Consider the following 21,746-nt stretch of genomic DNA (forward strand, 5'->3'; position numbering starts at 1 on the left):
AAATTATAAAGACTCAGTTAAACAAGGGTTAAATTAAAATGTCGTTACTTAGTTCGTTCATAATTGCTGTTCACTTCTTTTTATTAGTGATTTTATGTTTGTTTGGTTTGCACCGTTTATCTATGGTTGTTCGTTGGTTTAAATACCGTACTTTTAAGCCCGAAACACCAAAAGTGTTTAAAGAACTGCCCAAAATTACGGTGCAAATTCCACTTTACAATGAAGTGCTTGTTGCTCAAAGAATTGTTGACTCTATTGTTTTGCTCGAATATCCAAAAGATAAGTTGCAAATTCAAATTGTTGATGACTCTACAGACGATACAAGCCGTGTTATTGCCGAGCGCGTTGATTTTTTTCAGCAGCAAGGAATAAACATACAACATGTGCAACGAACTAATCGACACGGCTTTAAAGCTGGCGCTTTAAAGGAAGCAATGGACAGTGCTACGGGTGAGTTCATTGCTATTTTTGATGCTGACTTTATACCGACTCCCAATACTTTGTTGAAAAGTATTAACCACTTTACTCAGCCAGATATTGCTATGGTGCAGTTCCGCTGGGAACATTTGAATCGCCGTAGCAGCTTATTAACGAAGATTCAGGCAATCATGCTTGATGCACATTTCGGGCTTGAACAACATGTACGTTGTGCCAGTAATATGCTGTTTAATTTTAATGGCACAGCTGGAATATGGCGAACAACAGCAATTATCGATGCTGGCCATTGGAGTGCTGACACATTAACTGAAGATCTTGATCTTAGTTATAGAGCGCAACTGGCAGGTTGGAAGATGTTGTATTTGAATGACCTTACTTGCCCTGGCGAACTTCCAGCTGACATGAACGCTTTTAAAAGTCAGCAATTCCGCTGGGCTAAAGGTGGTGTAGAAGTCATGATGAAGATGCTGCCAACAGTATGGAAATCCAAATTACCGGTTACTAAAAAAATCGAATCAAGCTTTCACTTAGCCAACAATTTAGCTTATTTCATCATGTTAATTGATACATTAATATTTTTGGTTCCGAGTTTGTACCTACGAGATCAATATGACTTTCTAAATATTTGGTGGGTTGATATTCCATTACTGCTTTTGTCGTCTGGTGGACACCTTGCGTATTTATACTTCGGTCAGCATGTGCTTGGCCGTTCAAGAAGTCGTGCCTTTATCAAGCTACCAAGTCTAATGATGCTTGGCATACAGCTAGCTATAAACAATTCAAAAGCGGGAGTAGAGGGTTTATTTGGGAAAAAAACCGAGTTTGTACGAACCCCAAAAACAGGCGAACTTGAACAAGGTTCTGAGCCATCTAGAAATAGCAACTCAAACAAACAAACCTATAGAGCTATTCCCCCAAAAGGCGCTTTGTTTGAAATAGCTATTGCTGTGATCTATTCGATAGTATTCCTTTGGGCGGTTACCCATCAGCATTGGTTTATGTTGCCATTTTTATTCATCTTAACATTAGGTTTTGTAGTTTCTGCATTTCACAGTTTCTATAGCCATTATCAGTTATCAAAATGATGAATATTATTAGAAACCTCAGCTTACGCCCTCAAATACGTACTTGGGGGTATTACGGAAGCCTTATATCAGTACTTTTTCTCTGCTTGCTGAGCTATCAGCTTTCTGATTTTGTTGAAAGCAAACATACAGAGTTTATATCACAAGTCGGCAGTTTTACTGTTGTCCAATATACATTGATGGCTTTATTTATGTTGTTGGCGTGGGGATTATCATCAGAAAAACTGCGGATAAAAGATTATAAAACGCTGTTGGTTGTAGCCATAACAGCACGTGTACTTTTAATTGATATAGACCCATACACATCTAATGATGTCGATCGTTATCTATTTGATGGGCGTATCGCCTATGAAGGAATCGATCCTTATCGAGTTAGCCATGATGATCCACAACTCACTGAACTAAGAGCTCAATGGCAACCACCGCAAGAGCATGCAGCTTATGTCACAATCTATCCGCCATTAGCATTAGCGTTATTCTCGTTATCTGCATCTTTTGGTGTAGATTATGCTCAACTTGTTTGGAAATTGATTTTACTCATTGCAAGTATTGCAACTGTTTTTATAACAGCGTTAACTTTGCAACATATAGGTAAACTTCAACACCTTCCACTGATCGCCCTATCCCCGTTATTAATAATGGAAACAGGTGTAGGTTTACATTTAGATACTCTTTCTGCTCTAGCAGTAAGTGTTGTCTTATTCCTGTGGCAAAAGAAACGATTAGCTTGGTGTGGAATTGCGATAGGTGTTGGCATGTCATTAAAAGTATTGCCTATGATGCTATTACTACCGCTTATTTTTATTCAAAGAAAGTTAAAAATGATCGGACTATTACTCATTTGTAGTTTTGGGACTGTAGCTGTTATTTACAGTTTTACACTGCTTTGGGGGTATCATCCTGTAGGTAGCATTGGGGTTTTCTTTGAAAAATGGCGCTTTGCTTCACCGTTATTTATTTCTCTTGCATCTTTTCTCTCCGGCATTAAAATTTTTTCTGTAATCTTGTTTATTGCAGCCTTCGTATGCAGCGTAATCGCTTATGTTACTTATAGTGCACAATCTGTGACAAAGTGTGACCGAAACATTGTACTAGTCTGCATGCAATTATCTTTAGCATTGCCGTTGTTACTAAGCCCAGTGGTGTTTCCTTGGTATTTGATGCCTTTAATACCTTTATTGGCTTTACGTCCCAATATTTACCTGATTATTTGGACAATGTTAATGCCTTTCACTTATGAAGTATTAAATGCATTTTTGCACAATCAACAATGGCAACCTGCCCAATGGCCTGTTCTTCTACTCGGATTATTTTACCTTTTTACCGCTTATAAAGTGAGTCATTGGTTATTCACAAATAGAGTCGAAATAATGAAAAGCTTCAGCCGTTCATTTTCAATAATTAATAAAAAATAGTAGTGGAAATATCATGATTGGAATAATAAAAAATTATGCTCACTGGTTACATGGACGCTGGCCAGACCGCGAAGTAGAAAAACAACCAGTTGTAAACTCAGACGGCACGACCAATATAAAAGGGGTTTACGTTGTCGGTGACTTAACGGGTGTTCCACTTTTAAAGTTTTCTTCCGACACCGGAGCCAAAGCTATAAGAAAAATCGTATCAGAAAGCACGTTTAATAATCGTAAATCAGATAATATTACTCAAGATGTAATAATCATTGGTGGTGGTGTCAGTGGATATGCCGCAGCAATTGAAGCTCAAAAAAATGGCCTTTCCTTTAAATTACTAGAAGCTAATCAATCATTCTCTACTATTGAAAATTTTCCGAATAAAAAACCTATTTATACTTACCCTACTGATATGCAGCCGCAGGGTGATTTACAATTTTCCGATAATGTAACTCACAAAGAAAATTTGCTTGCAGAACTTAAGCAACAAGTCATTGAACACGGCGTATCTACAGAAATTGTAAAAGTTAGCCACATTGAAAAAAAGAGCGACTTTCTTAGTGTCATTTTAGAAGATGGAACTCCCCTTCAGTCACATCGTGTGATAGTAGCTATAGGCCGTTCTGGAAATTACCGAAAGCTAAATATTAATGGTGAAAACCTCGATAAGGTTGCAAACAGACTGATTGATCCTGCAACCTATAAAGGAAAAAAGCTTTTAGTTGTAGGTGGTGGCGATAGTGCGCTTGAAGCTGCCATTGCAACATCACAGGCAAACTCTCAAGTAACGTTATCGTATCGAAAAAATGAATTTACCCGTGCCAAAGCAGAGAATGTAAACCTGCTTAATCAACTAGTTGAAGATAATAGAATCAATTTAAAGCTAGACACTGAATTATCTGAAATTAGTGATAAAAGCGTTAAACTTAAAACATCAACAGATGAATATGAAACTATCGACAATGACGAAGTATTGCTTGCGACAGGTCGGGAAGCACCGCTAGATTTCTTTAGACGGTCAAAAATTTCGATAAGTGGAGAAAGCTCTTGGTTAGGTTGGTTATACTTTGCATTGTTTTTAGTAGCGTTAACTGCATTATATGATTGGAAAGGTTATGGCTTTTTAAATTCATTTTGGGGTAGTTTTACTTACCCAGATCAAATGCCAACTCTTATTGCCAGCATGGGCGAATGGTGGCAACAACAGGTTAATGACCGAAGTACGCTCATTGGAACCCTCGCAGTATCACTAAAAAGTCGTTCTTTTTATTACACTGTTTTATATACTTTATTGATTGCAGTATTTGGCTGGCAACGTATCAAGCGGCGTAAAACACCTTACGTGACAGTACAAACAACAATACTTTTTTTGATTCAGTTATTTCCATTATTTTTATTGCCTGAGATCATTCTTCCATACCTTGGTTATAATAGCGTGTTTGATGCCGGTATTGGCAAATCTGTCGCAGATGCCCTTTTCCCAAGTTATATATCTGCACAAGAGTTAGCTGCACATACATGGCCTGACTGGGGGCACCCAAGAGCTTATTGGCATGCTTATAGCTTCATATTTGCATGGCCTCTAGGTGTTTACACTGTATTTACTGATACCCCTCAAGTTGCATGGTTAGTTATTGGTGCAATCCAAACTTTCATCATTATTCCAATTATCGTGATGAAATGGGGTAAAGGTGCATATTGCAGTTGGATTTGTTCATGCGGTGCAATGGCAGAAACCATGGGTGACCAACATAGACATAAAATGCCTCATGGTTCCAAATGGAATAAATTAAACATGCTCGGGCAAGTTATTTTATTTATCGCTACAGTATTGCTTGTCATTCGTATTCTGGGTTGGGTGTTTCCTGACACTTGGATGAATGAGATGTTTAATTTATTTTTAAAAGGTGAAAATTCAGAATATAAGCTAGTCAATGCTTTTAGCTATAAATGGGTTGTAGATATACTGCTAGCCGGTATCTTAGGTTTCGGACTTTATTTTAAGTATTCAGGTCGTACTTGGTGCCGATTTGCTTGCCCACTTGCCGCGTTAATGCACATTTACAATCGATTTGGCCGCTTTGCTATTGTCAGTGAAAAATCTAAATGTATCAGTTGTAATCAATGTACCAGTGTATGTCATCAAGGTATTGATGTGATGTCGTTCGCGAGCAAAGGACAGCCGATGACTGATCCTCAATGCGTTCGTTGTTCTGCATGTGTACACACTTGCCCAACAGGTACGCTTACATTTGCTGAAATTAATCCAAAGACGTCAGTTGTAATTCGAAAAGACAAACTGGCAGCAAGCCCTGTTCAAATGACCGAATTGGCCAAAAACGGAGTGCAGATTATCGAGGTAAAAAATGTATAAAGGCCATAAAATTTCTGTAGTCATACCTGCACTGAATGAAGAAGCCGCGATTCACAAAGTAATCAAAGGCTTATTTACTCTAAAAGTTGGCGAACATAGGATCATTGACGATATAATCGTCTGCGATAATGGCTCAACCGACAATACCGGTGTCGTCGCTATTGCTGCAGGTGCAGAAGCTGTCTCACAATCAACTCCAGGCTATGGTATAGCCTGTTTAACGGCTATAGCTCACTTATCTGAATGCGACATCGTCCTGTTTGTTGACGGAGACGATTCATGCTTTGCCGAACAAGCTCTCCCTATGCTTAACGGAATCATAAATGGTGATGATTTAGCCATTGGATCTCGTACATTAGGCCACATAGAAATTGGAGCCCTTACTGGGCCCCAATTATTTGGAAACTGGCTCTCAAGTCGTTTAATTACTCTTTTTTGGGGCCAAAAAATTACCGATTTAGGGCCATTTAGGGCAATTAAAAGATCTTCTTTACAAACATTAGATATGGAAAATAAAACATTTGGTTGGACAGTCGAAATGCAGGTAAAAGCTATCATTCTAGGAATGCAAGTTAATGAGTATCCTGTTGACTCCAAAATACGCATTGGCCAATCAAAAATAAGTGGAACTGTTTCTGGTTCAATTAAAGCTGGGGTTGGAATTTTGTCTATGATAGCTAAATTATTTGTTAATCAAGCCCATTTTAAACGCCGCATAAAACAAACCGCTGAACAACTTTAAAACGGGAACTTGATGATATGACAAAGTTCAAATTCCTAATGCTACTGGTTTCATTAGTGTTTATAGGCGTTAGCATAAAGGCTTATTGTCTTTATCAAGCCATTAGCCCTAATGGGATAAGTTACTGGAATACTAGTAACGAAACTAATCAGCAAAAAATTGATCATAACCTGTGGCAGCAATTCCTATCAAAATATTTGACCAGTGATGAAGAGTTAAGTATTAGATACATCAATTATGGTAGTGTAAATAATGAAGACAGAAAAATTCTGGATAAATATTTAAACCAATTACAATCTATTGATCCAAGGCACTATCAAAAAGATGTTCAACTGGCCTATTGGATTAATTTGTATAATGCTTTAACAGTACAAATTGTTCTGGAACATTACCCGATTGAGTCAATTAAAAATATAGGAGACGGGTTCACTGGCCCTTGGAACATGGAGCTTGTGACAATTTCAGGTCAAGCCGTTACCTTGAACCAAATTGAGCACGGAATCTTACGCGCTTTTTGGAAAGACAATCGAGTTCATTACGTCATTAACTGTGCCAGTATCGGTTGCCCAGACTTGCCAACACATGCATTCTCTAGTGATAATATTGAGCAGCAATTCAATATTGCTGCTATTCGATTTGTTAACCAAGAAAAAGCGGTGAAGTTTATTGATGGCAAATTACACTTATCCAGTATTTACAGTTGGTTTTCAGAGGATTTTGGATCGAGCACCTCTGCTACCATCGAACATGTTAAACAGTTTGCAAAGCCCACTCTAAAAGCGCAGCTTGATGAATTTTCTGCCGAAGTCGAGTTTGAATATGATTGGAGATTGAATGAAAATAAATCTAGATAGCGTTTAAGCTTCACGTTTTTAAATTAACAAAAGTGCCAAACATCCTTGATTGCTGATTTTAATAAATTTTATTTAACGTATAGCACCAAGACTTTAGGTAAGCTATTCGTTAAAATAGCAATAAGATTATTTATACCAAGACTAGAAGTATGAGCCTACCAGTCGGAACTATAAGCGTCCGTTGGGATAATTTGCACCAAAAAATAACTCATGTAGAAGATTTGCATTTATTTGACTGTAATGCACAAAAACTCGTGATAAAAAGTGTTGCCGCCAATGATACTGAAGTTTACTTGTATCGCTACAAGAAACCCGTTGCGGATCAATTATTACCAAATTTACCAGAAGCTGTGAGCATACTACTTAACTCAAGCTCAAAACCTGCAATTAAAGGCATTCGTGATAGTTACACTTTTACAATAACCCAGCAACCCATAGAAAGCTGTAGCACTAACAGTTTTTTAAAATCATTTTGCAACGTAATAAAAAAACTGTAACTAAGCAAAGATATTAACCCCCTAACCTATACGGTTTGCTATCAACAATACTGTTTCATTAGGAAGGTTGCGGAAGAAAGTATACCGATGAGTTCTCGTCACTCCAGCGCCGGCTAGAAACGAAGTAACGACAGTTTTGTATGTCGGTAACCACTACTTGCTGCTATTCATCTGACATTGCGCACACGGAATAGTTATGTGGTCCAGGTTGAATAAGAAATCACTTTTATCTGTATTTTACTTGAAATTAACCGATATGAACATTTTTACAACGCAAAAGTGAGTAACCATTCATTAATTTCGGGTTTTTAATAAATGTGCTCAATGTCAGATTCATGCTTTGCAATCATTAATTATTCTGCTTATATGAACGCTCCCAATCGGTTTATTTAGGTTAAAAATCAAATTTCAAAAAGATGGAAATTAAATTAACTCTGCTCAGGTCTTTTATCTTAATAAAAATAATCAATGTGAAACGAATAAATAACAACTATGACTACCGTGCTCCCAACTCTTGTCATCTTTTGCAAAAGACCTAAACTCCATCAAGGAAAACAAAGGCTTGCTGAAGACACATCACCAGAAATTACACTCCGTATCGCTGAATCACTTTTAGCTTGTGTTATTGAGGATGCTGAACATTGGCAAGGTAATGTGGTAGTTGCTTGTTCTAGTAAAAACGATATTAAGTGGGCTAAATCCAAATTTAGCAACGCGCGTGTTATCTCTCAGACGCCATTTGAGACTTCAGAATCCATATTCAACCTCGGTGAACGCTTAAATTATGTTGATGATAAATTACGTTCTCAAGGCCACCAGCAATTAATTATGATCGGAACTGATGCTCCTATTCTTAATCAAACTCATTTTGATGAAGTGGTTACCGCGCTTACATTTAATGATATTGCGCTCAGTCACGCTGATGATGGAGGAGTTGTAATCATGGCCAACAACTTATATTGGCCAGATTTATCTGCGCTACCATGGAGCACGAATATATTATCTGATTCTTTGGCTCAGCTCTGTTCTGTGAAAGAATTGAATGTTCGTTACACATTATCTGGTTATGATATTGATTATGTTTCTGATCTAAAAAAAGTATTTATCGATTTACAAACTGATAACCGTACAGCTCGCAAAGCCTTAGTGAGTCTTATCGATGAATTGTTTCATTTCTCAGGGAAAGTTTCTCATGTCTAATTCAACCAACTGTTGTTCACCTTCTCAAGCAAAATCGAACACTGATACCCATGACGCAGTAAAAGATTATTACGGTAAAGTATTAGCAGGCTCCGATGATTTACAAACCAATGCTTGTTGTACTGATGATGATTTAACTCCTGAGCTTAAATTAATTTTATCGAATATCCATGATGATGTATTAATTCGTTATTACGGCTGTGGTCTAGTTACCCCTGAATTACTTGAAGGCTGTCATGTACTTGATTTGGGATGTGGTGCAGGTCGTGATTGTTATGCCATCGCACAAATGGTTGGTGAACGCGGTTCCGTAACAGGTGTTGATATGACCGACGAGCAGCTTGATATTGCAAATAAACATATCGATTACCACCGAATGAAATTTGGCTTTGATTGCGCAAACACCACCTTTTTAAAAGGATATATCGAAAAACTTAACGAACTCGATATTGCAGACAATAGTTTCGATGTGGTTGTTTCAAATTGCGTAATTAACTTAAGCCCTGATAAAAACGCCGTTCTCAAAGAAATATTTCGAATTTTAAAACCCGGTGGTGAAATATATTTCTCCGATGTTTATGCTGATAAACGTGTACCAAACCACTTACGTCAAGATCCATTGCTCTATGGCGAGTGTTTAAGTGGCGCTCTGTATTGGAACGATTTTGAAAACCTTGCTAAATCAGTTGGGTTCACAGAGCCAAGATTAGTCAATAGCCGAGTTATCACTGTCGATAATGAACAATTAGCCAATCGGTTGGAAGATATTAAGTTTACCTCAGCAACTTACCGATTGTTTAAAGCGGTACATCTTGAGACAGATGCTCAAGACTATGGCCAATCAGTCAAATACCTTGGTTCGATTCCTCACAGCAAAGAATCTTTTAATTTCGATCAATCAACGACCTTTTATCAAAATAAGCTGGTTAATGTTAGCGGCAATACTTTTCACACGCTTCAACAATCAAGATTTTCCGAACACTTTGAGTTCAATGGAAGTTTTGAAAAACATTTAGGTTTATTTAAAGCTCAAATAAAAGCACTTGATTTTTCATCTCATAAAGATTCATTGAATGATTCAAGTTGTTGCACACCATCACCGGTAGTTAAAAAGAGTTGCTGTTAATGAGCCTTATTTCAGATAATCAACATTGGTCGATTACACCCACTGGTGATGCGAGAGGATATATTAAACCTCATGCTTTAAATGAACTTTGGTTTCATACTGGAACTAAATGTAATCTTGAATGTGACTTTTGTTTAGAAGGTTCTAGCCCATCTGATAAACGACTACAAACTCCAAAATTTGATGAAATAAAACCTTACATTGATGAAGCTCTTACACTTGGCGTCGAGCAATTCTCTTTTACAGGTGGAGAGCCCTTTCTCGCTAAAGATATAGTTGATATCTTAGATTACGCATCAAAATTTAAACCTTGTATTGTTTTGACGAATGGCACTGACCCTTTATTCAAACGGATAGAGTCACTTAAAACTTTACAGGCCAAAAATCAGCATGCAATTTCATTTAGGATCAGCATCGATTCGCCTATCGAAGCTGAGCATGATAATGGCCGTGGAACAGGCAATTTCGCTAAAGCATTTATTGGAATGAGGTTATTGCACAATAATGGTTTTAATGTGTCACTCGCTCGACATATGAGTAAAGGTGAAAATACAACATTAGTTGATAAGCAATATCAAGATCTATTTGAACTTAATGGCTTACCTTTTGACACACACATTGTTGCTTTTCCTGATTTTCTTCCCCCAGGTTCACTACCTAGTGTGCCGCATATAACGACAACTTGTATGACATCGTATCAAACCGAAGTTCAGCGGAAAAATTATATGTGTGCTACTTCAAAAATGATTATTAAAAAAAATGGTCAAATGCAAGTTTATGCGTGCACTTTAGTTGATGATGATGAAGATTATTTTCAAGCTATAACGCTTGTTGAAAGCATGACAAAACAAGTTAACTTAAAACACCATCGCTGTTATAGCTGTTTTGCATTCGGTGCCAGCTGTAGTGAAATGTGAGGAAATACTATGAAATCTATCTTATTTTTATGCACAGGAAATTCATGCCGTAGTCAAATGGCTCATGGGCTTGCAAACTCTTTGCTCAGTGATAAATTTGTGAGTTATTCTGCTGGTATTGAGTCCCATGGGCTTAATCCATCTGCCGTTAAGGTTATGGATGAAATAGGCATAGATATTAGTCATCATCAGTCGAATACTTTATCTGAATTTAATGACGAAAAGTTCGATTATGTGGTCGCAGTTTGTGAACACGCTGCAAGCAACTGCCCTACTTTCCCTGATCAAACTAATGTCATTACACGTCAGTTTGATGACCCACCAAAGCTTGCTCAATTAGCAAAGTCACAAGAGGAAGCGCTTTCGCACTATCGTCGTGTACGAGACGAAATAAAAGATTGGATAACAAAATTACCAGCTCAAGTGAGCTGAAAAGAAAGGAAAAAACTATGTTAGCCGTTATTGGTGGAACAGGTATTTATAATATCGATGGTCTAATCACTATTGAAAAACATGATGTTGATACGCCTTATGGCAAACCGTCTGCTGAAATTGTTCGCGGTGTATATCACGGCAAAGAAATTCTATTCTTACCTCGCCATGGTAGCAATCATTCGTTGTTGCCATCTGAGGTAAATTATCAAGCTAATATTTGGTCATTAAAAAGCTTAGGCGTTAAACAAGTTATAGGTCTTTCTGCCGTTGGTAGTTTACAACAAGACATTAAGCCTGGTGATCTGGCTATTGCTGATCAATATTTTGATTTTATTAAAAACACACGTGAAAAAACATTCTTTGGAAATGGGTTAGTTGCCCATGTATCAACGGCAGAGCCAACATGCAAAGCATTAGCTGACGCTTTATCTAATGCGGCAGAAAAGTGCGATATAAGTATTCATCGTAATAAAACATACGCTTGTGTAGATGGGCCAAGACTTGGTACAAAAGCTGAAAGTTTATTTCTTAAAAATGCAGTTAATGCCGATTTAGTTGGTATGACAAATGTTCCAGAAGTTTTTTTGGCGCGTGAAGCACAAATTTGTTACTGCACAATAGGCATAGCAACCGATTATGATTGCTGGCAAGATGATCCGAAAGAGCATGTTACTGTTGAGCAAGTAATTAGCCGTTACGGTGCAAGCCTAGAAAGAGCAAAATTAGTTTTAGAAACCTACATTAAAGGTACTTCAGCGCGCTGTAGTAACCGTTGCAACCATGCTTTAGAAAGTGCGGTATTGACACCAACCGAATCAATGACACAAGATCAAAAGAATTTATTTGAAGTATTATCTACTTAACCAATTTTGATCTATTAGGGTTAACTCATAAGATTAGCCCTAAATCTAAAGCAAAATCACACTTATTCACAAGCACTTAACTCGATGTAAACAGGACTCCCTTCTTGAATGAATGAAAACAAATCCACAATATCTTCATTTTTCATTCTTATACAACCATGTGACGCTTTTGAGCCAATTTTATATTCTTCATTAGTACCATGGAAATAGACATAGCGCTCAAAACTATCAACATTATTAAAAACTTCATTTCCGTTGTAATCTCGATGACCGTTACTTCCTTTATTGACGCCTTGCTCCTGACCTTTTAATTGCAAAATCCGAGTCAAAATATAATCGCCTTTCGGCTCAACAACTGGCTTACTCTTTAGTATTTCAACAATTTCATTCTGAGCTTTCCTACCCACAAAACGTTCGCCAATTGGAACCCCATCACCAATCCGTTTACTGATGATATGCATACCAAAAGGAGTACCACTACTATTTTTTAGGTTAGACGTTTTTTTAGATGTTGATATAGGGTAAGTTCTGTAAACTTCAAACTCTTTATTAAATACATAACATAACTGCTCTTGAGTATTAACTTGTATAGCAAAATTACTAATACCCCACTTTTGCAACGCACTGCAAGGGGATATATCCCTATGTTTCATTTGAAGTACCTTATAACTATCTGAATATAAATCATATGAACAATTTTGCACTCAGTACCCACTTGTTGTTCATGACTGGTATAACTGACATTGAGCACATCTATTAAAAACCCAAAATTAATGAATGGTTACTCATTTTTTTCGTTGTAAAAATGTTCATACCGGTTAATTTTAAGTAAAACATAGATAAAAAGTGATTTCTTATTCAACCTTAACCATATAACTATTCCGTGTGCGCAATGTCAGGTATAAGCCTAAACCACAATAGCACAAAGTTTAACTGTTAATATTGCATCATAAGGCGAAAGGATTATTGTCTCATTAACTTCTGCCAGTGAAATAGCAAAACAAACAGATCATGTAATTTGTTAATAATGACAACTTAACACCCTAATTATAGTGCTGTTAACTGAGTCATTAATTCTTTTGTTTTTTGTTTCATTAACTCCTTATCTCCTTTAGATTCAACATTAAGCCTTACTAATGGTTCAGTATTTGAGTTTCGTAAGTTAAACCGCCACATTTTTCCTTTTTCATTAAACTCCAATGAAATCCCATCGGTTTCATCAAAGCTTGTCGACAAGGGTAAATAAAGAGCTGATATCTTTTTAATCGCGTCTTGTGGTGACCTCAAGCTTAAATTAATTTCGCCAGATGATGGATAAGCCGCTAATCTTGCAGCAATAGCTTTTGATAAACTTATATCATTAACACTTAATAATTCAACCACCAATAACCAAGGTATCATTCCAGAGTCGCAATATGAAAAATCTCTAAAATAATGATGTGCTGACATTTCACCACCATATACAGCGTCTTCATCTCTCATTCGTTCTTTGATAAATGCATGCCCGGTTTTGCACTGAACAGAACGCCCACCATTAGTTTTAACGATATTAATAGTGTTCCATGTCAAACGTGGATCATGAATAATTTTTGCACTAAGATCTTTTTGTAAAAAAGACTCTGCAAGTAAACCAACAATGTAATACCCTTCGATGAACTGACCATTTTCATCAAATAAAAAACAACGATCAAAATCACCATCCCAAGCGATTCCCATGTCCGCTTTATACTTTATCACTGCATCACGAGTGCTTTGCCGTTTTTCTGGTATAAGAGGATTAGGTATACCATTAGGAAAAGTAGCATCAGCCTCATGGTGAATTTTAATAAAATGAATCGGAACATTTAGCGCTTTAAATTGATCTTCTAAAGCATCAATAACATGCCCTGCTGCGCCATTACCCGCATTTACAACCAGCTTTAAGGGTTTGATATTTTCGAAATTAAGGTATGAAAGCAAATGGCTAATATAGGGTGCTAGATTTGAAACTTTTGAATAACTACCCTTTTGAATACTTCGCGTTTGTTCAAGTAACCAGGGTTTATTTTCAGCAATCGTTTTTATCTCTAACAATCCAGTGTCGCCAGAGATAGGCCTGCTTTGCTCCCGAACAAGCTTCATGCCGTTGTAATCAATAGGATTATGTGATGCAGTTACCACTATTCCACCATCAAGGTTGAGGTTTGATGTTGCGAAATAGATCTCTTCAGTACCTACCAAGCCAATATCGAGAACATCTACACCTTCTTCCCGAAGCCCATCTGATAACGCAATTTTTAAAGTTTCACTGGTTGCTCTTACATCACCGCCCACAACGATTATTTTTGGCTTGATTACTTTGGCATAAGCGCGACCAATATCATACGCAATTGATTCATTGAGATCGTCCCCTAACTTCCCTCGAATATCGTAGGCCTTAAAACAACTTAGTTCTGACATTATTATGATCGTCCATATTTATCTTCATAGCGTACAATATCATCTTCGCCTAAATAGGTGCCTGACTGCACTTCAATTAGCTCTAGATTTACTAGCCCCGGGTTTTCTAGAGCATGAATGCTGCCAATGGGAATATAAGTCGATTGATTTTCAGTAAGCAATACTTGTTGTTCACCGTTAGTGACTCTGGCAGTGCCTGAAACAACGATCCAATGTTCGGCTCTGTGGTGATGCATTTGTACTGATAGTTTTGCACCGGGTTTTACCGTAATTCGTTTCACTTTAAAGCGGTTTCCACTGTCGATAGCATCATACTTACCCCACGGACGATATACTTCACGATGATCTGTGGTTTCACTACGACCATCTTGCCTGAGTTTTTCGACAATTGATTTTACTTTTTGAACTTCAGACTTTTTAGAGACTAAGATTGCGTCTTTAGTTTCAACGACGACAACATCATTAAGCCCAATCGTCGTCACCAGCTTATCTACGGCTTTAATGTAAGAGTTGTTTGTATCAATATTCACCACATCGCCGTGACATACATTTCCATGTGCATCCTTTGCTTCGATATCCCATAATGCGGACCAACTACCAATATCACTCCACTGTGCATCAAGCGGAACTACCATTGCCTTCGAAGTTTTTTCCATCACAGCATAATCAATTGAATCACTTGGACAAGTTTCGAAAATCTGTTGATTAATACGAATAAAGTCGGCGTCAACTTTCAATACATCAGTAGCTTGCTTACAAGTGTTGTATATCTCAGGTGCATACTGTTCAAGTTCGTTTAAAAACTTACTCGCTTTGAACATAAACATGCCACTGTTCCAATAATGATTACCACTCGCAATGTATTTTTTTGCAGTATCAGAATTGGGCTTTTCGACGAATTTTTCAACAAAATATCCACTCCCTTCGCTTTGCCCAGCTTTAATGTATCCATAGCCTGTTTCAGGAGAAGTAGGCTTGATACCAAAAGTTACCATGTAATTTTTCAGTGCTAAAATAGATGCGCTTTCAACAGCTTTGTTAAACGCCATTTTATCTTTGATTACATGGTCGGCGGCAAGCACTAACAACAATGGATCTTGATTGGTTTTTATAGCCTGAAATGCTGCCAATGCAATCGCTGGCGCAGTATTACGCCCTACTGGTTCCAGAATTATGTTGCAACCATTGATTTCCTCAGTTCTTAATTGCTCTGCAACTACAAACCTATGTTCTTCATTACAAATAATTATCGGTGCTAAATGATCAAGTTCATTAATCCGAAAAAATGTATCTTGCAGCATAGATCGTTTGCCATTTATTGACAAAAACTGCTTAGGGAATAACTGGCGGGATAATGGCCATAAACGAGTTCCTGAACCACCAGCCATAATAATAGGTAAAATCATATCAGTCCTTAACGGTTTTATACCCGTGTTGAAGATGCAACTTTCAGGGCATCTTCAGCTGTTCATTTTTTAAGGCGTGAAAGTGCTGGACTAGTGGGCTAATTCAAGCTTTTACAACGTAGAAAAATAAGCATTGAAGTGCCCACCTAGTGCGACTTATCTTAACAACAAGTATTGCCATTTATCCTGCTTTGCTTATCCTTGCAATAGAATAACTATTACCTCGAATAAGCGCCTTGTCTAAACGGCAATTAACTCTCGCTGAAATCATAAGTACCTGACCATAAGTTTCTTAAGATTTTCTAGTGCCCAGTTTCAGCACACTATGGTGCTGCAACTTCGGTTACATATCTACGGCTATGCGCCCTACATTGCGTCTTGTATAGCACTAAACCTGTCGATAATTATCAAAGAACTTATCGACAGGTACTTACATCTTCAGGTAACACGGGTATGGTTCTGCTTAGCGCAAAATAATTAATTGTATGAATAGACATGACTCAAGCTATATATCTTTCACTGTAGTGCCATCTGCAGGCTAACTTCTGTGATTTATTATAGAAATTTTGCTAATAATTATGCTGGTAGTTTGCTAACTATGTTCACCACATCTGTTCGATATGTTAACCTACGGTAAGCAATTCCTATTTAAAATAACCACAGGATGTACGGAATAATGTTTGATACCCTCAGCGCTTTACCTGCCGATCCAATTCTTGGTCTACTTAATCAGTACCGTCAAGATTCGAACTCAAATAAAGTTGATTTAGGTGTCGGTGTTTATAAAGACCCAAATGGTCACACTCCCATACTTAATTGTGTAAAAACAGCTGAGAAGTTTCGCTTCGAAAACGAGCAAACTAAGGTATACATTGGTCCAACTGGCTCTGCTGATTTCAATACTCTCATTACCGATCTCTGCTTTGGCGCATCACACTCAGCCATTTTAAGTAATCGAATTCGTACAGTGTCAACTCCTGGTGGCACTGGCGCCTTACGCGTTGCGGCTGATTTTATAAAGCGTTGTAAAAAAGACGCTGTAATTTGGGTGAGTGATCCAACATGGGCGAACCACACAGGTATATTTGAAGCTGCTGGCGTTCAAGTTAAAACTTATCCTTACTATGATCATGCTAATGAATCGCTTAAATTCGATGAGATGGCTCAGTGTTTATCACAAATTAGCTCCGATGATGTTGTGTTGCTCCACGCGTGTTGCCATAACCCGAGTGGAATGGATTTAACAAATGATCAATGGGACATCGTTGTAGAGTTAACCAAAGAAAAAGGTTTTACACCACTAATTGATATGGCTTACCAAGGCTTTGGTACTGACGTTGAAGAAGACGCTTATGGCGTACGAAGAATGGCTGACTTTATCGACAATATGATCTTATGTAGCTCATGCTCTAAAAACTTCGGTCTTTACCGTGACCGCATTGGTTCATGTTCAGTTATCAGCAAAGACAGTAACCAAGCTGACATTGCTTTTTCAGTACTTCTTTACGTAGTTCGTTGTATCTACTCTATGCCACCTGCACACGGTGCCGCTATAGTCGAAACTATCCTAGGCTCTGAAGAACTAAAACAGCAATGGCTTGATGAATTAAAAGTCATGCGTGATCGCATTAACGGTAACAGAGAAATATTGGTTTCTACACTTGCTAATTCAGGCGTTGAAAGAGACTTTAGTTTTATTAATGTTCAAAAAGGTATGTTTTCATTCTTAGGTGTCAATAAAGACCAAGTAACGCGACTTAAAGAAGAATTCAGTATTTATATGGTTGATTCTAGTCGTATTAGCATTGCTGGTATCAGCAATGACAATGTGGGATATTTAGCGTCATCTATTGCAAAGGTTTTGTAATCGAGAAGTTTTTTCTAATATTTATTTTCCCCAATAAAAAAGCCCTTTCAAAAAGGGCTTTTTCCATAATTCAATTTCAACAACTTAAACCTAAAAACATCAGTTGAACGCTGAGTATATGAGTAACTGTTTGAGCAATTGGATGATTTTATTATCATGTTTTTCACCCAATGAGTAAAATGCTCTACGCTCACAAGCTTGCTAAAATGACTGCTATCTGCGTTGTAACTTTTGCAAGTAGAATAACTACTTGCTGCAAGCTACGTCTTAATATCAGCCATTTTTTCTACGCTTGAGAACGCAGTCCACTGATGTTTCTAAGTTAAAGCTTAAATTTGGTCAAGCTTTTATTTAATTCTGCTGTATCTAAATTCACGGACATTTCTTTAATCGATAACTGGTAGTCAGGCGAATCTTGATGTGCTTTACCGAAACTACGAACCACAATTGGTTTTACCGAATACAAAGCATAATCATAGAATTCAACCATTGACTTATGATCAAGTAACTCAACGGCTTTTGCCAATTGCTCATTACTATTGAAATCAAACTTTTGTTTACTAATCTCAGACCAATAAAAACGAGTACGCTCTCCTTGATTCTTATGCTTGGTCCTTAAGTTTTTAACAACACCTTGCTTATAATTCTCGAATTCTACAGTTGTTAACTTAGTTAACGTTTCTTTGTAGTCAGCAATGAAGGTATCCACTCTACGGTTCAACTCAACAGCCCCTACTTTTGGAGATTGAATTAAAAATGAAATCAATGGAAGCTCTTCTAAAGAGGAACTATTACCGCCAACAATGTAACCCAGTTGCTGCTCAGTACGGATTTGTTGGAAGAAAGGCGCACTTATCATATTGCCAAGTAACGCATACTTCGCTTTAATATTAATTGACTTGTCATCGCTAACATAAGTCATCACAAGCGTAGAGTCGTTATGATCAATATCAAGCTGCTGAATAACTGCTTGCCCAGTTGTGTTCAACTTAACAACTTTCTGTGCTCTAACTTTTGGTTTTGAGCCTCTCATGATTTGTTTATAAAACGAATCGGATATCTTCAACGATTCTGCTTTCGTTTTATTACCATGGATCATAGCTTCGACTTCGATTTCTTTATGAAAGTCAGAAATATAATTGGCAAGTGTCTCACTGGTAACCGAGCTTAATGCTTCAGCAAGGTTTTCTTTTGAGTACGCCTTATCACGTTGTAATTGACTTAACGCGGAGCGTGCTTGGCTGTATGGACGGTCGAATTTAGCATTATTCCATTGGCGAATTAAGCGCTCTTTATGTAATTTAAATGAATCAGGGTTTATTTCTAAATTTCTAACACGATTATTAATCGTAGATAATAAAGAAGTAGATTTCTCATCGTAACCTTCGACACCAAAACCTATACCTGCACTGGTAGACCAAACATTATAATTAAGACCTGCTTGTCTTGCTGGGTAACCAAATTCATTTAATGAATCGTTTAACAATGCTGTGTAAAGGTAATTTTTTGCCCGTGAGTTTACATCCTTACCCGCCATATCTGAATAAATTTGTACGTACAGAGCCGCTTTTGGTACATTAAATTCAGAATCCTGTTTATGCCATACTTTAAACCCTGCTTTTTCAAACACTACAGATGGCTTATCTAGTGAACCTTCTGTGGATTTGAGCGATAGCTCTTGGGCAATAAATGGATTGGCTTTTGGCAGTTTTAATGCATTTATCTTCTTAGGTTTATTATACCTAGCGACTTCGTCAGCATTTAATTTGGTCATCGAGTACGGAGTATCATACAAAGGCTGTACTTTGTCAGTTTCGAGGCCTTTTGCCGTAAGTACAAGACGCATATTTTCAGGAGTCAATTTTGATAAATAGCCAGTCACAAGCTTATGAGAGTAATCACCATAATGGTAACTAGAATTTACAACATGATTTGCTGGATAATATTGTAACTTACTTGATAGGCTTCTAGCCGTACCTGCCGGTGATTGTTTTTCACTGAAATCGAAATTAATTTTTGCTATCGATTTCATTTCCTCGAAATAGTTACGATTATAAGATTCATCAGATAATAAGCTAATATACGAAAAGACGGACTCAGTAACAGATTGATAGTTATTAAGACCATCTTCTGTCAACGTCATGGTCACTACAAACTGCTCGTGGTCGTCTGGCCCATAATGATAACTACTCAAAGACTCTAAAAGTCCTTCCTGCTTTAAATAGCTAAATAAACTCCCTTCACCTTCATTGGCAAGTAAATCTGAAATTAGATCCAATGGTTTTTCAGCGAAATATTTTGTTGAGCTTTCGACAGGAAAATACAGTGTTAAATTGCGTGTATCTTTCATTGGTTCGATATTAATACGAACCGCTAACTGTTCATCTAAATAAGGCTTAACTTCCACTGGTAAAGAAACAGAGCCATTATTAGGTACGGCCGTAAATTTTTCTTTCGCCCATTTCTCAAGTGTGTCTAAGTCTTCTTTACCAACAAGCACAAGAGACATACGGCTTGCTGTGTAATACTTTTTATATTGTTCAGTGAGATCGTCAATCAGAAGATCATTTTCTCTATCTGCGAGCGTATCTAAGTTACCAACACTAAATTGACTCGCTGGATGCGCCTGATTTGTCGTATCTTTTAGTACTTCACGTATTCTTCGCGCATCGTCTTTAATTTTCATGCTGTATTCTGAATGCACAGCGTTCTTTTCACGTTCAACAAACTCAGGGTCTAAAGAAGGTGAAATGAAGAACTGAGCGAATCTATCTACCGCTTCTTCGAAAGCATTTTGGTTCACTTCAAAAAAGTAGTTAGTATGCTCTTGACCAGTTCCAGCATTCGACCAACCACCATTGGCTTTTAAATATTCATTATATTCGCCTACTTTTGGATACTTTTCAGTCCCCAAAAATAACATATGCTCTAAAAAGTGTGTCAGACCTTCACGGTCTTCAGGATCAGCCATATGACCGATATGAACATCAATTGAAGCAGCAGATTTATCAGCTTTGCTATCAGAGACCAAAACGGCCTTAAGCCCATTTGAAAGTACGATATGACGATATTCACGTTGGTCATTTTGGCTTTTTACCACGACATTAGGATCTAAAGCCGCAACTGGTGTGGAAACATTGCCACATGATGCGAGGGTTGTTACACCAATAGCAAGAGCTACTGCTGTAGATAAAAGATTGAACTTAAGGTTTTTCATTAATCGTCCTAATATGTGAGATAATTCCATTTTCAATAATGAAATATCAGATTTTTCATGAAAATTTAAGTTACTAAAATGTTAACTAGCAGTCAATTTGGAGAATTTCTAGACAAAAAATATGAATCAATAAAATTATAATAAAAACAAGTTATTAAAATATAAAACAGTAAGATCAACAAAAAAGGTATGAACCTGAAAACATTTTATTACAACTTAACTATTTATGAGCCTTAATTTAAACGAAGTTTAGCAAAAGGATAAATGCCAAATGCTCAATCAAAATTTCAATTATGGCTAACCGTTATACCAATTACAGTAATTAGGGGTAGTGACCAAATTACTGCGATAAGTGCCAACTTTTACCTTCGGACTAAAAACCGCTAAAGTAAGCCCCTTCATTTATATTTGGTGCGAAGAAGATGAAACAGATCTGGGATGCTGTAGAGCTAACAGAATACTGAACGTTATCGCTTAAGGAATTAGAGCTTCTAAAGACAAAACCATCAACAAATCAATTAGATTATGCACTAAATATGAGGCTGGTGCGTAACATGAATTAATCACCTAAGTCTTGGTTTAACTTCGCTCTTTTTTATTATGCCAAACTCGAACAACAGCGATAGTGAAGTTATCTTCTCTGTATCTTAAAAAATAATTTCCAGCACCAAATGGAATTAAAATTTCCCGAAAAGAACTCAATCCATCAACTGGCCTCCCTGATTCAGGGTTGTTAGTTAAAGTAAGCGAACCTTCTTTAATTTTAGTTGCTGCTCTTTTTGGAGCACTTGGATTTTTTTCTTGGATAAACTCTCTTAACCGCACTAAATCTGTTACTGCATCAGGTAACCAAATTACTTCTCTAGACATGCTT

General features: G+C 37.3%; 17 protein-coding genes. 12 read left to right on the forward strand and 5 right to left on the reverse strand.

Going from position 1 to position 21,746, the window contains the following annotated elements; genetic code table 11:
* Window positions 1–38: 38 nt before the first annotated feature.
* The 11 genes from E2I05_RS11395 (at window position 39) to mtnP (ending at window position 11,943) form a co-directional block, all read left to right on the forward strand.
* On the forward strand, window positions 39–1,523 hold the full coding sequence (locus E2I05_RS11395) for a glycosyltransferase (RefSeq protein ID WP_121852952.1): 1,485 nt from the start codon (window positions 39–41) through the stop codon (window positions 1,521–1,523).
* Window positions 1,520–2,938: an MptA/MptB family glycosyltransferase gene (locus tag E2I05_RS11400; protein ID WP_121852951.1), complete on the forward strand. Its 1,419-nt coding sequence runs from the start codon at window positions 1,520–1,522 to the stop codon at window positions 2,936–2,938. The genes E2I05_RS11395 and E2I05_RS11400 overlap by 4 nt, the downstream gene beginning before the upstream one ends.
* Before the next feature lie 13 nt (window positions 2,939–2,951).
* On the forward strand, window positions 2,952–5,309 hold the full coding sequence (locus E2I05_RS11405; RefSeq protein WP_243641057.1) for an NAD(P)-binding domain-containing protein: 2,358 nt from the start codon (window positions 2,952–2,954) through the stop codon (window positions 5,307–5,309).
* Window positions 5,302–6,051: a glycosyltransferase family 2 protein gene (locus E2I05_RS11410; protein WP_121852950.1), complete on the forward strand. Its 750-nt coding sequence runs from the start codon at window positions 5,302–5,304 to the stop codon at window positions 6,049–6,051. Before E2I05_RS11405 ends, E2I05_RS11410 begins: the two co-directional genes overlap by 8 nt.
* A 17-nt stretch (window positions 6,052–6,068) precedes the next feature.
* Window positions 6,069–6,905 carry a DUF547 domain-containing protein gene (locus E2I05_RS11415; RefSeq protein WP_121852949.1) on the forward strand — a complete coding sequence of 279 codons (837 nt, stop codon included), beginning with the start codon at window positions 6,069–6,071 and terminating at the stop codon, window positions 6,903–6,905.
* A 149-nt stretch (window positions 6,906–7,054) separates the two neighbouring features.
* Window positions 7,055–7,402 (forward strand): hypothetical protein, encoded by a 348-nt coding sequence (locus E2I05_RS11420; protein ID WP_121852948.1) that lies wholly within the window; start codon window positions 7,055–7,057, stop codon window positions 7,400–7,402.
* Between the two features lie 492 nt (window positions 7,403–7,894).
* Window positions 7,895–8,602, forward strand: coding sequence for a DUF2064 domain-containing protein (locus E2I05_RS11425; protein ID WP_121852947.1), 708 nt, complete (start codon window positions 7,895–7,897; stop codon window positions 8,600–8,602).
* Window positions 8,595–9,728, forward strand: coding sequence for a methyltransferase domain-containing protein (locus E2I05_RS11430; protein ID WP_121852946.1), 1,134 nt, complete (start codon window positions 8,595–8,597; stop codon window positions 9,726–9,728). The genes E2I05_RS11425 and E2I05_RS11430 overlap by 8 nt, the downstream gene beginning before the upstream one ends.
* Window positions 9,728–10,645 carry a radical SAM protein gene (locus E2I05_RS11435; RefSeq protein WP_121852945.1) on the forward strand — a complete coding sequence of 306 codons (918 nt, stop codon included), beginning with the start codon at window positions 9,728–9,730 and terminating at the stop codon, window positions 10,643–10,645. The genes E2I05_RS11430 and E2I05_RS11435 overlap by 1 nt, the downstream gene beginning before the upstream one ends.
* A 9-nt stretch (window positions 10,646–10,654) precedes the next feature.
* The gene (locus E2I05_RS11440) at window positions 10,655–11,077 is read left to right on the forward strand and encodes an arsenate reductase ArsC (protein WP_121852944.1); all 423 of its coding nucleotides are present in this window, start codon (window positions 10,655–10,657) and stop codon (window positions 11,075–11,077) included.
* 17 nt (window positions 11,078–11,094) lie between these two features.
* The gene (gene mtnP / locus E2I05_RS11445; protein WP_121852943.1) at window positions 11,095–11,943 is read left to right on the forward strand and encodes an S-methyl-5'-thioadenosine phosphorylase; all 849 of its coding nucleotides are present in this window, start codon (window positions 11,095–11,097) and stop codon (window positions 11,941–11,943) included.
* A gap of 62 nt (window positions 11,944–12,005) precedes the next feature.
* Here the strand turns inward: mtnP and E2I05_RS11450 are convergent, their stop codons facing one another.
* From E2I05_RS11450 to E2I05_RS11460, 3 genes are all read right to left on the reverse strand, one after another.
* A complete protein-coding gene (locus tag E2I05_RS11450) occupies window positions 12,006–12,596 on the reverse strand; it encodes a L,D-transpeptidase (protein WP_121852942.1) in 591 nt (196 codons plus the stop codon).
* A 394-nt stretch (window positions 12,597–12,990) separates the two neighbouring features.
* Window positions 12,991–14,382: a phosphohexomutase domain-containing protein gene (locus E2I05_RS11455; RefSeq protein ID WP_121852941.1), complete on the reverse strand. Its 1,392-nt coding sequence runs from the start codon at window positions 14,380–14,382 to the stop codon at window positions 12,991–12,993.
* Between the two features lie 2 nt (window positions 14,383–14,384).
* The gene (locus tag E2I05_RS11460; protein WP_121852940.1) at window positions 14,385–15,788 is read right to left on the reverse strand and encodes a mannose-1-phosphate guanylyltransferase/mannose-6-phosphate isomerase; all 1,404 of its coding nucleotides are present in this window, start codon (window positions 15,786–15,788) and stop codon (window positions 14,385–14,387) included.
* Between the two features lie 676 nt (window positions 15,789–16,464).
* On the opposite strand from E2I05_RS11460, the gene E2I05_RS11465 reads away from it, so the two are divergent.
* Window positions 16,465–17,655, forward strand: a complete 1,191-nt coding sequence (locus E2I05_RS11465; RefSeq protein ID WP_121852939.1) for an amino acid aminotransferase — start codon at window positions 16,465–16,467, stop codon at window positions 17,653–17,655.
* Window positions 17,656–17,977: 322 nt separating this feature from the next.
* Here E2I05_RS11465 and E2I05_RS11470 read toward each other — a convergent pair whose 3' ends face one another.
* Both E2I05_RS11470 and E2I05_RS11475 read right to left on the reverse strand, forming a co-directional pair.
* A complete protein-coding gene (locus tag E2I05_RS11470; RefSeq protein WP_121852938.1) occupies window positions 17,978–20,872 on the reverse strand; it encodes an insulinase family protein in 2,895 nt (964 codons plus the stop codon).
* A gap of 579 nt (window positions 20,873–21,451) precedes the next feature.
* Entirely contained in the window at window positions 21,452–21,742 is a 291-nt protein-coding gene (locus E2I05_RS11475) for a type II toxin-antitoxin system RelE/ParE family toxin (RefSeq protein ID WP_121852937.1), read from the reverse strand.
* Between the last annotated feature and the right edge of the window lie 4 nt (window positions 21,743–21,746).

The organism is Parashewanella spongiae (assembly GCF_004358345.1).
GTDB lineage: Bacteria > Pseudomonadota > Gammaproteobacteria > Enterobacterales > Shewanellaceae > Parashewanella > Parashewanella spongiae.

Coding starts and splice junctions, on each gene's coding strand:
- E2I05_RS11395 (WP_121852952.1), top strand. CDS start 39: ATGTCGTTACTTAGTTCGTTCATAATTGCTGTTCACTTCTTTTTATTA.
- E2I05_RS11400 (WP_121852951.1), top strand. CDS start 1,520: ATGATGAATATTATTAGAAACCTCAGCTTACGCCCTCAAATACGTACT.
- E2I05_RS11405 (WP_243641057.1), top strand. CDS start 2,952: ATGATTGGAATAATAAAAAATTATGCTCACTGGTTACATGGACGCTGG.
- E2I05_RS11410 (WP_121852950.1), top strand. CDS start 5,302: ATGTATAAAGGCCATAAAATTTCTGTAGTCATACCTGCACTGAATGAA.
- E2I05_RS11415 (WP_121852949.1), top strand. CDS start 6,069: ATGACAAAGTTCAAATTCCTAATGCTACTGGTTTCATTAGTGTTTATA.
- E2I05_RS11420 (WP_121852948.1), top strand. CDS start 7,055: ATGAGCCTACCAGTCGGAACTATAAGCGTCCGTTGGGATAATTTGCAC.
- E2I05_RS11425 (WP_121852947.1), top strand. CDS start 7,895: ATGACTACCGTGCTCCCAACTCTTGTCATCTTTTGCAAAAGACCTAAA.
- E2I05_RS11430 (WP_121852946.1), top strand. CDS start 8,595: ATGTCTAATTCAACCAACTGTTGTTCACCTTCTCAAGCAAAATCGAAC.
- E2I05_RS11435 (WP_121852945.1), top strand. CDS start 9,728: ATGAGCCTTATTTCAGATAATCAACATTGGTCGATTACACCCACTGGT.
- E2I05_RS11440 (WP_121852944.1), top strand. CDS start 10,655: ATGAAATCTATCTTATTTTTATGCACAGGAAATTCATGCCGTAGTCAA.
- mtnP (WP_121852943.1), top strand. CDS start 11,095: ATGTTAGCCGTTATTGGTGGAACAGGTATTTATAATATCGATGGTCTA.
- E2I05_RS11450 (WP_121852942.1), bottom strand. CDS start 12,596: ATGAAACATAGGGATATATCCCCTTGCAGTGCGTTGCAAAAGTGGGGT.
- E2I05_RS11455 (WP_121852941.1), bottom strand. CDS start 14,382: ATGTCAGAACTAAGTTGTTTTAAGGCCTACGATATTCGAGGGAAGTTA.
- E2I05_RS11460 (WP_121852940.1), bottom strand. CDS start 15,788: ATGATTTTACCTATTATTATGGCTGGTGGTTCAGGAACTCGTTTATGG.
- E2I05_RS11465 (WP_121852939.1), top strand. CDS start 16,465: ATGTTTGATACCCTCAGCGCTTTACCTGCCGATCCAATTCTTGGTCTA.
- E2I05_RS11470 (WP_121852938.1), bottom strand. CDS start 20,872: ATGAAAAACCTTAAGTTCAATCTTTTATCTACAGCAGTAGCTCTTGCT.
- E2I05_RS11475 (WP_121852937.1), bottom strand. CDS start 21,742: ATGTCTAGAGAAGTAATTTGGTTACCTGATGCAGTAACAGATTTAGTG.